Origin of the sequence: Streptomyces dangxiongensis (assembly GCF_003675325.1) — a bacterium.
Taxonomy (GTDB): Bacteria; Actinomycetota; Actinomycetes; order Streptomycetales; family Streptomycetaceae; genus Streptomyces; species Streptomyces dangxiongensis.
Genome location: NZ_CP033073.1, coordinates 4800851 through 4814428 on the forward strand (window position 1 = coordinate 4800851; position 13578 = coordinate 4814428).

The following is a 13578-nucleotide window of genomic DNA, read 5'->3' on the forward strand; positions in this document are numbered from 1 at the left end:
GTGCGACGGGCCGCGCTCCCCGCCGGGTGCCCGGGCGTTCCCGGGAGCGGCTGGCGCGTGCCGCCGCCGTGGGCGTGCCCGCGCTGGTGATGGCGGCGCTCGGGCTGTGGGGGCTCGACCGGGGCGGCATGTGGCGCGACGAGGCCGTCAGCTTCCAGGTCGGGCGCCGTACGGTGCCGCAGATCTGGCGGCTGCTGCACGACGTGGACGCCGTGCACGGCATGTACTACCTGTTCGTGCACGCGGTCCTCGCCGTGCACCCCGGCGAGGTCGTCCTGCGGCTGCCGTCCGTGTGCGCGGCGGCCGTCACGGCGGGCCTGGTGGCCGCGCTCGGCTGCCGGCTCGCCCGGCCGCGGGTCGGCCTGTGGGCCGGCCTGCTCTACGCCGTCGCACCGATGGCCGGCCACTACGCCCAGGAGGGCCGCTCCTACGCGCTCGTCGCGGCCGGCGCCACCTGCGCGACGCTGCTCTTCGTCCGGGCCGTGCAGGGCGGTTCGTGGTGGCCGTACGGCGTCGTTCTCGGACTCACCTGCTGGCTGCACGAGTTCGCGGTGCTGCTGCCGCTCGCGCACGCGGTGTCGCTGGCGCTCGCCCGGGCCGGGGCGCGGACGTGGCGGCGGTTCGGGGGCGCGGCGGGTGCGGCCGGCCTCGCCCTGCTGCCGATGGTGCTGGTGTCGCGGGGGCAGGCGGCGCAGGTGGCGTGGCTGCGGCCGCCCACGGCCGAGACGGCGGGAGGGCTGCTGCGCGGATTCCTCGGACCGGCCGACGAGGTGTACTGGGTGTGTGCCGCGCTGGCCCTGTTCGGGCTGGCCGGGATGGTGGGACGGCGGGGCGAACTGACGTGCGCGGGCGTCGGGTTGCCGGTGGCGGTGGTACCGCCCGCCCTGCTGATGCTGGTTTCCCAGGTCTCGCCGCTGTACGTCGACCGGTACGTGCTGTACGCGCTGTCGGGGGCGCCGCTGGTGGTGGCCGCGGGGGCCGAGCGGCTGGCGGGAGTGCTGGAGCGCCCGCGGCCGGACCGGCACGGGACCGTCCTGCCGGGGGTGCCGGCCGCACGGCTCCGGGTGCTCACCCTCGCCGGCGTCCTGGCCGTCGGGCTCTCCCTGCTCCACCAGTTCCCCCTTCTCCAGCAGGACCGCGATCCGGCCCGCCGGCCCGACGACCTCGCCGCCGTCTCCCGGGTGGCCGCGCGGGAGGTGGGCCCCGGCGAGCCGGTGCTGTTCCTGCCGGCACAGACGCGGAACGCGGCGCTCACCTATCCGCGGGCGTTCCGGGGGACGCGTGACCTGGCGCTGGTGGCGGGGGCGGCCCGGTCGGGCACCCTGTACGGGCGGGAGGCCGGGCCCGGCGAGCTGCGCCGCAGGCTGGCGCGGCTGGACCGGGTGTGGGTGGTGGCGGACCGGCGGCTGCTCGCCGGCCGCTGGATTCCGCGCGACCCCACCGAACGGACCAAACTGACCGTTCTGTGGCAGCAGTTCACCGGGGAGCGGGAGTCCGACCGGGGCCTGCTGACCGTACGGCTCTACGTCCGCCCACTCGGCGCCCACCCCGGGACCCCGGCCGGCGCCTGGCCCGGGGCGCCGGTTGACGCCCGGCCCGGTACTCCGGCCGATGCCCGGCCCGGGAGTGCAGCCGACGTGGACCCCAGTACTCCGGCCGACGCCCGGCCCGGGAGTGCGGTCGGCTCGGGCCCCGGTACTCCGGCCGGCGCCCGGCCCCGTGCTCCCGTCAGTGCCCGCCCCCGGACTCCGCCTCGGCCGCCGCGTCCAGGGCGGTGGTGAGCTGGTCCAGCCGGGTGCGCAGCCCGGCGATCTCCGCCAGGTCGAAGCCGGTCGCCGTCATGATCCGGCGCGGTACCTCCAGAGCCCGCTCGCGCAGGGCCGCACCCTCGTCGGTGAGCCGGACCCGCACCGACCGCTCGTCCTCGGCGCTGCGCTCGCGCCGGACCAGGCCGGCCCCCTCCAGCCGCTTGAGCAGCGGGGACAGCGTGCCCGAGTCGAGCCGCAGCCGCTCGCCGAGCGCCTTGACGGGCAGGTCGTCCCGCTCCCACAGCACGAGCAGCACCAGGTACTGCGGGTAGGTGAGCCCGAGGTCCTTCAGGATCACGCGGTAGACACCGTTGAAGGCGCGGGACGTGGCGTGCAGCGAGAAGCAGATCTGGCGGTCGAGGCGGAGCCAGTCGGCGTCGGGGGCTCCCGGGGCGTCGGGCGTGGTGGTCATGGGTCCAGGGTAGCTCTAGCGAGCCATTTGATTGTGCACAATTTAATTGTGTGCTCTACTTGGGTTGTCGCGATCCCCGGCGGATCCGGCAACGCACCCCACATCGAGAGGGATGGTCTTCCATGGACGCGCTCTACACCGCTGTCGCCACCGCCACCCACGGCCGCGAGGGCCGTGCGGTCTCCTCCGACGGCAGGATCGACCTCGCCCTCGCCATGCCGGCGGAGCTGGGCGGCAACGGCCAGGGCACCAACCCCGAGCAGCTCTTCGCCGCCGGTTACGCCGCCTGCTTCGGCAGCGCCCTCGGTCTCGTCGGACGCCAGGCCAAGGTCGACGTCAGCGACGCCGCGGTGACCGCCGAGGTCGGCATAGGCAAGCAGGGCGAGGGCTTCGGCCTGAAGGTCACCCTGCGCGTCGAGCTGCCCGGCACCGTGGACGAGGCGACCGGCCGCAAGCTGGTCGAGACCGCCCACCAGGTCTGCCCGTACTCCAACGCCACCCGCGGCAACATCGACGTCGACCTCGTCATCGAGTAGTCACGCCGCCCCGCCAGGGGGCCGGTCCCGACCGGGGCCGGCCCCCTCGCGCGCGCCGGTCACGCCGGCCGCGCGCCGGTCACGTCGACGCCAGCGTGTCCGGCGCCGCCGCCTGCCCCGGGATCCGCGCGGACTCCGCGTCCGGCATCGGCTCGCCCAGCAGCAGGGTCCGCACGACCCGTTCGGCGGCCCGCCCGTCGTCGAACTCGCAGAACCGGGCCCGGAACTCCGCCCGCAGCCGCGCCGACTCCTCGTCCCGCCACGCGCCCGATTCGAACAGCCGGGCCAGCTCCCGGTAGGAGGACGAGACGTGGCCCGGCGGCTCGGCGGTGATGTCGAGATAGGTGCCCCGGCTCGCGGTGTACGCGGGCCGGTCGTCGGCGTGCACCACGATCGGCCGGTCGAGGTTGGCGTAGTCGAACATCACGCCCGAGTAGTCCGTGACCAGCACGTCCGCGGCGAGCAGCACCTCCGCCGCACCCGGTTCACCGGTCGCGTCGACCACGATCCGGCGCCGGTCCAGCTCCGTGAGGCCCAGGCCCCGCGCCGGGCCGTTCGCCAGCGACGGATGCAGCCGGACGACGAGCGTGTGCCCCTCCCCGAGGTCGGCCGCGAACCGGGCCAGATCGATGCGGTCCACGTGCCCGCTGCGGCGGTAGTCCCGGCGGGTGGGCGCGTACAGCACGACCGTGTGGTCCGCCGGGATGCCGTGCCGCTCCCGGAAGTCGCCGGTGCCGCCGTTCACCAGGACGTCGTTGCGCGGACTGCCGGTGCGCACCGAGGTGAAGTGGCAGGGGAAGGCCCGTTCCCAGACCAGTTCGGAGTGCCGGTTGGCGACCAGGCTGTAGTCCCAGCGGTCGGCCCGGCGCAGCATCTGCGGTACGTCGAAGCCGAGCCGGGCCCCCGGCTTGTCCAGCAGGTCGGCGCCCAGGTACTTCAGCGGGGTGCTCTGGTGGGTGTGGATGTGGACGCTGCCGGGCCGCTTGGCCAGGGTGCCGGGCCAGTTCACGTCGTTGACGAAGAACGCGGCGCGCGCGGTGACCTCCAGATAGCGCCGGGAGCCGACGATCACGTGTTCCACGCCGGCCGGCAGCCCTGCCGCCGTCTCCGCGTCCCGCACCACCCACACCCCGCGCAACTGGGGGGCGACCTCACGGGCCGCGGCGTAGACGGCCGCCGGGTCGCCGATCAGGCCCTGGTGCGAGGACGCCGAGTAGACGACGAGGTGCGGGTCGAGCGGCCGGCGGGCGTGCAGGGACGCCCAGCCGGCGCGGGCCCGGACGCCGGCCGCCCGGCGCGCCTGGCCCGCCCGCCGCGCCGCCTCCCGGCCGGCCCGCGCCGTCTGCCGCCGCAGCCGGTACCCGGTCCAGGAGCCCTCCAGCACGGCGACCTCGCCGTCCACCCGGGCGCCCTGCGGCCTGTGCCGGCGGAACAGCTCCGCCGTGCGCCGGAAGAACTCCGCCTTGTCGGCGGGCGGCAGCCGGTCGGGCTTGGCGAGGATGTCCAGACAGTGCTCGCCCATCTTGCGGTGCAGGTACGGCCGCCAGCCGGCCAGCTCCGGGCGCTGCCCGACGAACGCGAAGACGCGCTCGTACTGGTCGTGGATGTCGAAGTGCTTGCGGCTGGTGGTGGACAGGATGCTGCCCTGCCGGCGCTGCCGGTAGTTCAGGCAGATCCGGTCCAGCGCGGCGATCCGGCGGGCGCTGAGCAGGACCGGGAACGTCCAGGGGGTGTCCTCGTAGTAGCCGGGCGGGAAGACGAAGCCGTTCTCCGCGACGAACCCCCGCCGGTAGACCTTGTTCCACACCACCATCAGCAGATCCAGGATCTCCGGGCGCCCGGCCGCCGTGAAGGTCTCCGCCCCGGCCTCGGCCAGGATGTGCGCGAGGACGTTGCGGCGGGTGCCGCCCCACCAGTACGTGCGCGCGTAGTCGAAGACGAGCACGTCCGGGTCGGTGGACTCCGTGAGCCGGTCGGCGATGGACCGCAGCGCACCCGGGGTGAGGGTGTCGTCGCTGTCCAGGAAGAACAGGTAGTCGCCGGTGGCGTGCGGGATGCCCGCGTTGCGGGCGCGGCCGAGGCCGGCGTTCTCCGGCAGGTGCAGCACCGTCACCCGCGGGTCGCGCGCGGCGTACTCGTCCAGGATCGCGCCGCAGCCGTCCGGGGAGCAGTCGTCCACGGCGATCAGCTCGAAGTCGCCGAAGGACTGCTGGAGCACCGAGTCCAGGCACTCGGGCAGGAAAGCCTGCACCTGGTAACAGGGCACGATGACACTGAAGCGGGGCACGGCGGGTCAGCTCCTCACGAGGGTCGCGGCGGCGGGGGCGGGGACGCGTTCCGCGAGCGGGATCACGGGCGGCACCGCCTCGGGCGGCTCACCGAGCAGCACCCGCCGGACGACCCGTTCGGCGGCCCGCCCGTCGTCGAACTCGCAGAACCGCTCCCGGAACGCGGCCCGCAGCGCCCCGGCCTCCGGGCCCGCGTACGAGCCGTCGCGGAAGACGGCGGCCAGCTCTTCAGGGGTCCGGGCGACCGCTCCGGGCGGCTCGGCCATCAGGTCGAAGTAGACGCCCCGGGTCTCCCGGTAGACCTCCCAGTCGTCGGCGTACACGACGATCGGCCGGTCGAGGTTGGCGTAGTCGAACATGATCGACGAGTAGTCGGTGACCAGCGCGTCCGCGGCCAGGCAGACGTCCTCGGAGGAGCGGTGCGCGGTCACGTCGATGATCCGGTCCGAGCCCCGGGAGCGGCCCCGGTCGTAGAAGTAGTGCGCGCGCAGCAGGACGACGACGTCCTCGCCGGCCGCCTCGCAGAACGCCTCCAGATCCAGGCCGGGCGCGAAGCCGCCGTGGTGGTCGCGGTGGGTCGGCGCGTACAGCACCGCCGTGCGGCCCTCCGGGACGCCCAGTTCCCGCCGGACCCGCGCCACGTCCTCGGCGGTCGCCGTGCAGTAGACGTCGTTGCGCGGATAGCCGTACTCCAGGTGCTCGTAGGAGCCGGGGAAGGCGCGCTCCCACATCCGGGTCGAGTGGCGGTTGGACGACAGGTTGAAGTCCCAGCGGTCGACCCGGCCCAGCAGCCTGGCGAAGCTGCCGGACTGCGCGGCCACCACCGGGTACGACGACTGGTCCACGCCCATCGTCTTCAGCGGGGTGCCGTGCTGGGTCTGCAGGTGCACGCTGCCCGGCCGTTTGACGACGCCCTCGGCGAAGTTGGCGTTGTTCACCAGGTACGTCGCGCGGGCCAGCACCTCCCAGTAGCGGCGGGAGCCGATCACCGCGTACTCCACGTCCTTGGGCAGGGTGTGTTCCTGGCCGGCCTCGACCAGGAACACCGAGCGCAGGTGCGGGGCGAGTTCGCGGGCCTTGGCGTGGATCGCGGCCGGGTTGCAGGCGTAGCCGCGGCCCCAGTAGGCGCAGTACACGACGAGGGCCGGGTCGAGCGGGCGGCGCAGGTCGCGGGCGTAGCGCAGCCGGGTGCGCAGCATGTGCGGGCGGGGCAGGGCCTCGGCGGAGCGCGCGGCCACCTGGTTGGCGCCGCGCAGGGCACGGAACGCGCTGTACGCCCCCGCCGCCAGCAGCCGGTGCTGCACGCCCAGACTGCCACCCGGTGTCCGGTGGCCGGCCGGCCGGTGCCGCCGGTGCAGGCGGGCCGCGCGGCGGAAGAACGCCCGGTGCCCGCAGGGCAGCCGCTCCGGCCGGGACGCGGTCTTCAGCACCACCGTGAAAAGCTGGTCGAACAGCGGGCCGGTGCGTTCGGCGGGCAGGCCGCGCTCGGCCGCCACCGTCAGGACCCGCTCCACCTGGTCCAGCAGGGCGTGCTGGTGGGGGCCGGGCAGGTTGAGCCGGCTGCCCTGGCGGCGCAGCCGGTGCCGTACGACGGCCTGGCGCAGCACGGCGATCCGCTCGGCGGCGACGGTGACCAGCCCGCCCCAGCCGAGGTCGGTGAAGTGGCTGTCGGGGAAGGTGAGGTCCCGCTCGGTGAGGAAGGCGCGGCGGTAGGCGGCACTCCACGCAGGCAGCGGCACGCCGGTCAGCTCCGGCAGGCCGGCCGGGGCGAACGCGCCTTCGGGAGCCTTCGCGAGCAGGGGGGCGGCCGGGGTCGTCGGCTCGCCCTCCCACCAGGGGGCGCGCTCGTGCCCGCTGTAGAGCACGTCCACGTCGGCGGTCTCGGTCAGCCGGGCGTCCAGGGCCGCGAGCGCGCCCGGCAACAGCAGGTCGTCGCCGTCCAGGAACAGCAGATACGCGCCGGTCGCCGCCCGCATCCCGGCGTTGCGCGCCCCGCTCAGGCCCTCGGACGGCGGGGAGTGGACCGGGGTGACCCGGGAGTCCCGTCCGGCGTACCCGGCGGCCACCGTGGCGGCCGGGACGCCGGGGTCGTCGCAGACGGGGATTAGCTGGAGGTCGCCGAAGGACTGGCCGAGGACCGAGTCCAGCGCCTGGGACAGCCGGCCGGCGACCCCGTGGGAGGGGACGATGATGCTGAAGCGGGGCATTCTGTTCTTTCTGTCGTCGTGCGGACGCGGCCGGGCCGGCCCGCCGGACGCCAGGTGGACGGCCGGCTCGGGGTGGGCCGCGTCGAGCCGAGGGGCATGGGAACTCCCGCGAGGACCAACGCCGTTCAGTGGCTCTCGGTGACGGGGAGGGGCCGGGAAGGTTGCGGCGCGGTGACCGGCGGGACGGGCGCACCGGCCGCCGGCACCGCGGTGCGCTCCCCGGGCGGCACCACCGGCGGCAGGTCCGTCTCGCCCAGCACCACCCGCCGTACGACCCGTTCGGCGGCGCGTCCGTCGTCCCACGGGCAGAACCGCTCCCGGAACGCCGCCCGCAGCCCGGCGGAACGCGCGTCGCGCCAGAGCCCGGTGGCGAAGACGTCGATCAACTCGTCGTCGCTCCGCACCACCGGTCCCGGCGGGAACGCCCGCAGGTCGAGGTAGGTGCCGTGGACCGCCTCGTACACCTCCCGGTCCGGGGTCTGCACCACGATCGGCCGGTCGAGGTTGGCGTAGTCGAACATGACCGGCGCGTGGTCGGTGAGCAGCGCGTCCGAGGCCAGGCACAGGCCGGCCGGGTCCGGATGGCCGGAGACGTCGATGATCCCGCTGCCCCGGACGGGCAGGTGGGTGCGGGCCAGGACCACGAAGCGCGGGCCCAGCCGGCGCAGCACCCGCTCCAGGTCGGGCAGCGGACGCTGGGTGCGCAGATGGGCCCGGTGGGCGGGCGCGTACAGGATGGCGACCGTGCCCTCCGGGACGCCCAGCGACGCCCGCAGCCGGGCCACGTCCGCGGCCGTCGCCCGCTGGAGGACGTCGTTGCGGGGCAGCCCGTACTCCAGCGTGGTGTAGCTCCCGGGGTGCGTCCGCTCCCAGGTCAGGGTGGTGTGCCGGTTGCCGGACAGGACGTGGTCCCACTGGTCGACGCCCCGCAGCAGCTCCGCGAAGTCGGTACCCCGGGCCGCCGCCGGGCGCTCCAGCAGATCGAGGCCCGTGTGGGCCAGCGGGGTGCCCTGCCGGGTCTGCACGAAGACCTGTCCGGGCCGCTTGCGCATCCGCGCGTCGAAGCCGGCGTCGCTGACCAGGTACCGGGAGCGGGCCAGCGCCGTCCAGCAGGCTGCCGTGCCCGGCGTCAGCGGACGCGGGCCCGGCGGGGCAGCCCGCTCCTGCCCGGGGCGGACGAGCCACGCGGTCCGCACCTGCGGGGCGAGCGCGCGGAACGCCGCCTCCAGCGCGGCCGGGTCACCGCCGTGCCCCTCGTGCGCGGTGAACACCGCCCGGTCGGCGCGCAGCGGCAGGCACAACTGGACGCGGTAGTGCAGCCGGAGCACGGCGGTGCGCAGCCCGCGGACCCACCCGGCCCCGGCCCGCCCCGCGCGCCGGCGTACGGCGGCGGCCAGCCGCAGCGCCCGGAACGTGCGGTGCAGGCCGAAACGGACCAGGGCCTGCCGCGGCTTCAGCCGCACCCCCTGCACCCGGTGGCGGCGGCACTGGGCGCGGGCGCGGCGCAGGTACTCGCCGTGGCTGCCGCGCGGCAGCCGGTCCGGCCGGCTGAACACCACGGCGTGGTGGTCGAGCATCCGGCGGAGCAACTCCGGCTTCCAGCGGGCGAGTCCGGGCCGCTCGTCGACGTACGCGAACACCCGGTCGTACTGCTCGAACAGATCGAAGTGCTTGCGGCTCGTGGTGCCGAGGATGCTGCCCCGCCGGCGCTGGCGGTAGTGCACGCACACCCGGTCCAGGGTGGCGAGCGACTGCGCGGTCATCAGCACCGGGAAGGTCCAGGGGGTGTCCTCGTAGTGGCCCGGCGGGAACCGGAAGCCGTGCCTCGCGACGAACTCCCGCCGGTAGGCCTTGTTCCACGCCACCATCAGCACCCCGAGCAGTTCCGGCCGGTCCACCAGGCGGAACGGCGCCGGACCCTGCTCGGTGAGCCGGCCGGCGAGCTGGTTGCGCACCGTCCGGCCGTCCCAGTACGTGCGCGCGTAGTCGAAGACCAGGACGTCCGGGTCACCGGTCTCCTCGAGCCGGTCGCCGACCGCCCGCAGCGCCCCCGGGGTGAGCGTGTCGTCGCTGTCCAGGAACACCAGGTAGTCGCCGGCCGCCTCCGCCATGCCCGCGTTGCGCGCCGGGCCCAGGCCCTGGTTCGCGGCCAGGTGCACGGGCTTCACGCGCGCGTCCCGGGCCGCGTACTCGTCGATGATCGCCCCGCAGGCGTCGGGCGAGCAGTCGTCCACGGCGATCAGTTCCAGATCGGGACACGACTGCGAGAGCACCGAGTCCAGGCACTCGGAGAGGTACGCCTGGACCTTGTACGCGGGGACGATGACACTGAACCTGGGCAAGGGACATCCATGGGTCGGACGGCGCGGGCGTTCTGCCCGGCAACGGCCGACGGAGTGACTTGGTTACGGCCCGTACGGCATTCGGGCTACACCGGACGCGATGCCGGCCACCCGGTGTCCCTCTCGAAAACCCGCGCGGGGGCGGGCCGTTGCCGACCCGCCCCCGCCACGATCCGGCGTCCGGCGGCTACTTGACCGCCCCGGCCATCACCCCGGACACGAACTGCCGCTGGAACGCGAAGAACACGGCCAGCGGGATCACCATCGACAGGAACGCGCCGGGCGCCAGCACGTCGATGTTGTTGCCGAACTGCCGTACCTGCGTCTGGAGGGCGACCGTGATGGGCTGGGTCCCCGACTTGGTGAACACCAGCGCGACCAGCATGTCGTTCCACACCCACAGGAACTGGAAGATGCCCAGCGAGGCGATGGCCGGACCGCCGAGCGGCAGCACCACCCGTGCGAACAGGCGCAGTTCACCCGCGCCGTCCAGCCGCGCCGCCTCCAGCAGCTCCCGCGGGATCTCCGCGAAGAAGTTCCGCAGCAGGAACACCGCGAACGGCAGACCGAACCCGGTGTGGAACAGGATCACCCCGAAGATCGTCCCGAACAGCCCGATCTTCCCGAACAGTTCGGCGATCGGGATCAGCGCCACCTGCACGGGCACCACCAGCAGGCTCACCACGCCCAGGAACCACCAGTCGCGGCCCGGGAACTCCATCCACGCGAACGCGTACCCGGCCAGCGCGCCGATCACGACGACCAGGAGGGTCGCCGGGACCGTGATCAGCACGGTGTTCACCAGCGAATGGGTGATGTCACCGTTCTCCAGCAGCTTCCGGTAGCTGTCCACGGTCAGCCGGGACGGCTTGCTGAGCACCGTCCACCAGCCGCTCGCGCTCATGTCCTCCGGTGTGCGCAGCGAGGAGATGAGCAGACCGATGGTCGGCACCAGCCAGAACAGGCCCACCACGACCAGGAACGCCTGGACGAGCCCGCCGCTCAGCCTGCCCGCGATCCGCCCGCCGAGCGACCGGCGGGCCGTCACCGGCGCCCCCGCGGGGGCCGTCTTCCCGATGCTGTCGGCGGTCGCCGTCATCGCCGTACCTCCCGCCGCAGCCTGCGCATGTTGAACAGCATCACCGGGATCACCAGGAGCAGGAGGAACACCGCGATCGCGCTCGCCACGCCGGGCCGGCCCTCCGCGAAGCCCTTGCGGTACAGCTCCAGCGCCAGCACGTTCGCGTCGTCCTGGGAGGAGCCCGGCGCGATGATGAACACCAGGTCGAACACCTTCAGCACGTTGATCATCAGCGTCACGGTGACCACCGCCAGGACCGGCGCCAGCAGCGGCACCGTGACCCTGCGGAACACCTGCCACTCGTTGGCGCCGTCGACCCGCGCCGCCTCCAGCAGCTCCCGGGGCACGCCCGCGAGCCCGGCCGCGATCAGCACCATCGCGAAGCCCGCCCACATCCACACGTACGAGCCGATGATCGCCGGGGTCACCAGCGCCGGGCCGAGCCACCCGACCCCGTCGTACGGCTCCCGGAAGTTGGCCGCGGGCAGCCGCAGCCGGGCCCCGTCGGCCGACGCGGGCAGGGTGAAGGTGCCGTCACCGGACGCCCGCGCGGTGGCGACCACCTTGCCGTCCTTCACCGCCTCGACAAGCATCCCGGCGTACCCCAGCTCGGCCGGGTCGGGCGAACCCAGCCGTCCGACGCCCTTGCCGCGGGTGAAGTCCTGCCAGGTCGTACCCGTGATCCTGCCCGGCTCCGGTCGGGCGGCGACGGCCTTCTTCGCGCCGTCCGGCATCCGGTCCGGCGCGACACCGACGAGCGGCAGGACGACCGGCCGCCCGGCGTGGACGGCGTCCTTCGTGACGAACCCGCCGCCCTCGGCGACGAGCGGCGACTCGCGCCCCGGGTGGGCCTTGGGGAACGCCGACGACTGCGCGAACGTGTCGTGCACCCCCACCCACACGGCGTTCGCGACGCCCTTGTCCGGGTCCTGGTCGTACACCAGCCGGAAGATGATCCCCGCGGCCAGCATCGAGATCGCCATCGGCATGAAGACGACCAGCTTGAACGCCGTGCCCCAGCGGATCCGCTCGGTCAGCACGGCGAAGATCAGCCCCAGTGCGGTGGAGACCGTCGGCGCGAACACCACCCAGATCACGTTGTTCTTCAGCGCCGTGCGGATGCCGTCGTCGGTGAACAGGGTCCGGTAGTTGTCGACACCCGTGAAGCGGTCGCCGGAGGAGTCGAAGAAACTGCGGACGACCGAGTACCCGATCGGGTAGACCACGAGCGCGCCGAGCAGCACCAGGGCGGGCAGCAGGAACAGCGCTGCCACGGCCTTCCGGGTGCCGGTCACGCTTCGGCGACTGCGGGGCGCGGCGGGGCCCGGTGGGGCCCCGGCCGCCGCTGCCGACGCCATCGCCGGATCAGCTCCCGCTTCCGTACGCCGCCGCCGCGTCCTTCTCCAGCCGCGCCTGGGCGCCCGCGACGTCGGCCGGGTTCTTCAGGAAGTCCTGGAGGTCCTTCCACTCGCCCTTGCCCGGGGTGCCGCCGAAGGCCTGCGGGGCCTGGTCGGACATGTCGAAGCGGAAGTCGTCACCGGACGCGACCAGCGCCTCGGCGATCTTCTGCTGCACCGCGTTCGGGTACGCCGACACCGGCACGTTCTTGTTCGGGGAGAGGTAGCCGCCCAGCTTCGCCTGGATCGTGGCCGCGTCCGGGGAGGCGAGGAAAGTGGCCAGTGCCTGGGCCGCCTTGGAGTCCTTCAGGATCACCGCCGCGTCGCCGCCGGAGACCACGGGCGCCGTGGAACCGACGGCCGGGAACGGGAAGACCTTCGCGTCAGTGCCCACCTTCGCCTTGGTCTCACCGATGTTGACCTGCACGAAGTCACCCTCGTAGACCATCGCCGACTTCGGCTGGTCGCCGCCGGTGAAGGTCTGCGTGACCGACTGGGGGAACTCCGTCTGGAGCGCACCGCTCCGGCCGCCCGCCAGATAGTCCTTCTTGCCCCAGATCTGGGCGAGGGTGGTCAGCGCCCGCTTCACGGACGGATCCGTCCACTTGATCTTGTGCTGGGCGAGCTGGTCGTACTTCTCCGGGCCCGCCTGGGACAGATAGACGTTCTCGAACCAGTCGGTCAGCGGCCAGCCGTCCGCGCCCGCCACCGAGAAGGGCGTCACCCCCGAGTCGTACACCGCCCGCGAGGCGGTCAGCAGGTCCTGCCAGGTCTTGGGCTCCTTGGCGCCCGCGTTGCCGAAGGCGGTGGCGTTGTACCAGATCAGCGACTTGTTCGCCGCCTTGTAGTAGACGCCGTACTGCTTGCCGCCGACCGAGCCGATGTCCTGCCAGCCCTGCGAGTAGTTCTTCCGCAGCTCCTTCACGGCCTCCGCTCCCAGCGGCTTGGCCCAGCCCTTCTGCACGGCCTGCCGGATCGCACCGGGCTGCGGCAGCAGCGCGACGTCCGGCGGCTGACCGCCCGCGATCTTGGAACCGAGGAAGTTGATGATCGGGTCCTGCGCGGGCACGAAGGTCACCTTCGCGCCCGTCCGCTTCTCGAACTCGGCCAGCACCCGCTTGAAGTTCTTCTGCTCCTGGCCGGTCCAGACGGCGGCGATCTCCAGCTTCGCGCCGTCCAGCTTCGGCAGGGTGACGGTGGAGCCGGCGGCCGTGCCGGTCGTCTCCCCGCTGCCCTTCTTGTCGTTGTCACCGCTGGAGCAGGCGGTGAGCGCGAGGGCTCCCGCGAGCAGTGCGGCGAGCGCGGTGGCGCTGCTGTGCGTCCGGACGGTGCTGCTCTTGCTGCGCATCAATGCCCCGTTCGTCGTTCTCCGTTGAACGTCGGTGTCAAGGAAGGCTCTTGAACGTCATAAGACTGTCCCGTGCGCTCCGGTGTACGCCGGGCCGCTCCGGGCGGGCAAGAGCGCCTGCCGTGTCGACCCGCTCATCGTGACCGGCTCGTGACCAGG

9 protein-coding genes are annotated in these 13578 nt (G+C 73.6%); 2 read left to right on the top strand and 7 right to left on the bottom strand.

The annotated features are described in order from the left end of the window. Window positions 1–26 precede the first annotated feature (26 nt). Window positions 27–1781, top strand: a complete 1755-nt coding sequence (locus D9753_RS38725) for a glycosyltransferase family 39 protein (protein WP_338057985.1) — start codon at window positions 27–29, stop codon at window positions 1779–1781. Here the strand turns inward: D9753_RS38725 and D9753_RS21595 are convergent. Continuing rightward, window positions 1729–2220 (bottom strand): MarR family winged helix-turn-helix transcriptional regulator, encoded by a 492-nt coding sequence (locus D9753_RS21595; protein WP_121788476.1) that lies wholly within the window; start codon window positions 2218–2220, stop codon window positions 1729–1731. The two genes, D9753_RS38725 and D9753_RS21595, sit on opposite strands and share 53 nt — an antisense overlap. A gap of 122 nt (window positions 2221–2342) precedes the next feature. Here D9753_RS21595 and D9753_RS21600 point away from each other — a divergent pair, with 122 nt between their 5' ends. After that, on the top strand, window positions 2343–2756 hold the full coding sequence (locus D9753_RS21600; RefSeq protein ID WP_121788477.1) for an organic hydroperoxide resistance protein: 414 nt from the start codon (window positions 2343–2345) through the stop codon (window positions 2754–2756). A gap of 79 nt (window positions 2757–2835) precedes the next feature. Here D9753_RS21600 and D9753_RS21605 read toward each other — a convergent pair whose 3' ends face one another. The 6 genes from D9753_RS21605 to D9753_RS21630 all read right to left on the bottom strand — a co-directional run bounded on the left by D9753_RS21605 (window position 2836) and on the right by D9753_RS21630 (window position 13419). Further along, a complete protein-coding gene (locus D9753_RS21605) occupies window positions 2836–5043 on the bottom strand; it encodes a bifunctional glycosyltransferase/CDP-glycerol:glycerophosphate glycerophosphotransferase (protein WP_121788478.1) in 2208 nt (735 codons plus the stop codon). 6 nt (window positions 5044–5049) lie between these two features. Next, window positions 5050–7251, bottom strand: coding sequence for a bifunctional glycosyltransferase/CDP-glycerol:glycerophosphate glycerophosphotransferase (locus D9753_RS21610; protein WP_121788479.1), 2202 nt, complete (start codon window positions 7249–7251; stop codon window positions 5050–5052). Window positions 7252–7376: 125 nt separating this feature from the next. Next, entirely contained in the window at window positions 7377–9593 is a 2217-nt protein-coding gene (locus D9753_RS21615) for a bifunctional glycosyltransferase/CDP-glycerol:glycerophosphate glycerophosphotransferase (protein WP_121788480.1), read from the bottom strand. 187 nt (window positions 9594–9780) lie between these two features. After that, window positions 9781–10692, bottom strand: a complete 912-nt coding sequence (locus D9753_RS21620) for a carbohydrate ABC transporter permease (RefSeq protein WP_121788481.1) — start codon at window positions 10690–10692, stop codon at window positions 9781–9783. Then, window positions 10689–11969: a carbohydrate ABC transporter permease gene (locus tag D9753_RS21625; RefSeq protein WP_121788482.1), complete on the bottom strand. Its 1281-nt coding sequence runs from the start codon at window positions 11967–11969 to the stop codon at window positions 10689–10691. The genes D9753_RS21620 and D9753_RS21625 overlap by 4 nt, the downstream gene beginning before the upstream one ends. Before the next feature lie 70 nt (window positions 11970–12039). Next, the gene (locus D9753_RS21630; protein WP_121788483.1) at window positions 12040–13419 is read right to left on the bottom strand and encodes an ABC transporter substrate-binding protein; all 1380 of its coding nucleotides are present in this window, start codon (window positions 13417–13419) and stop codon (window positions 12040–12042) included. Window positions 13420–13578 lie beyond the last annotated feature (159 nt).

Excerpts from the sequence above, each read along its gene's own strand:
- D9753_RS21630 (WP_121788483.1), bottom strand. The coding sequence starts at position 13,419 with ATGCGCAGCAAGAGCAGCACCGTCCGGACGCACAGCAGCGCCACCGCG.
- D9753_RS21600 (WP_121788477.1), top strand. The coding sequence starts at position 2,343 with ATGGACGCGCTCTACACCGCTGTCGCCACCGCCACCCACGGCCGCGAG.
- D9753_RS21595 (WP_121788476.1), bottom strand. The coding sequence starts at position 2,220 with ATGACCACCACGCCCGACGCCCCGGGAGCCCCCGACGCCGACTGGCTC.
- D9753_RS21610 (WP_121788479.1), bottom strand. The coding sequence starts at position 7,251 with ATGCCCCGCTTCAGCATCATCGTCCCCTCCCACGGGGTCGCCGGCCGG.
- D9753_RS21620 (WP_121788481.1), bottom strand. The coding sequence starts at position 10,692 with ATGACGGCGACCGCCGACAGCATCGGGAAGACGGCCCCCGCGGGGGCG.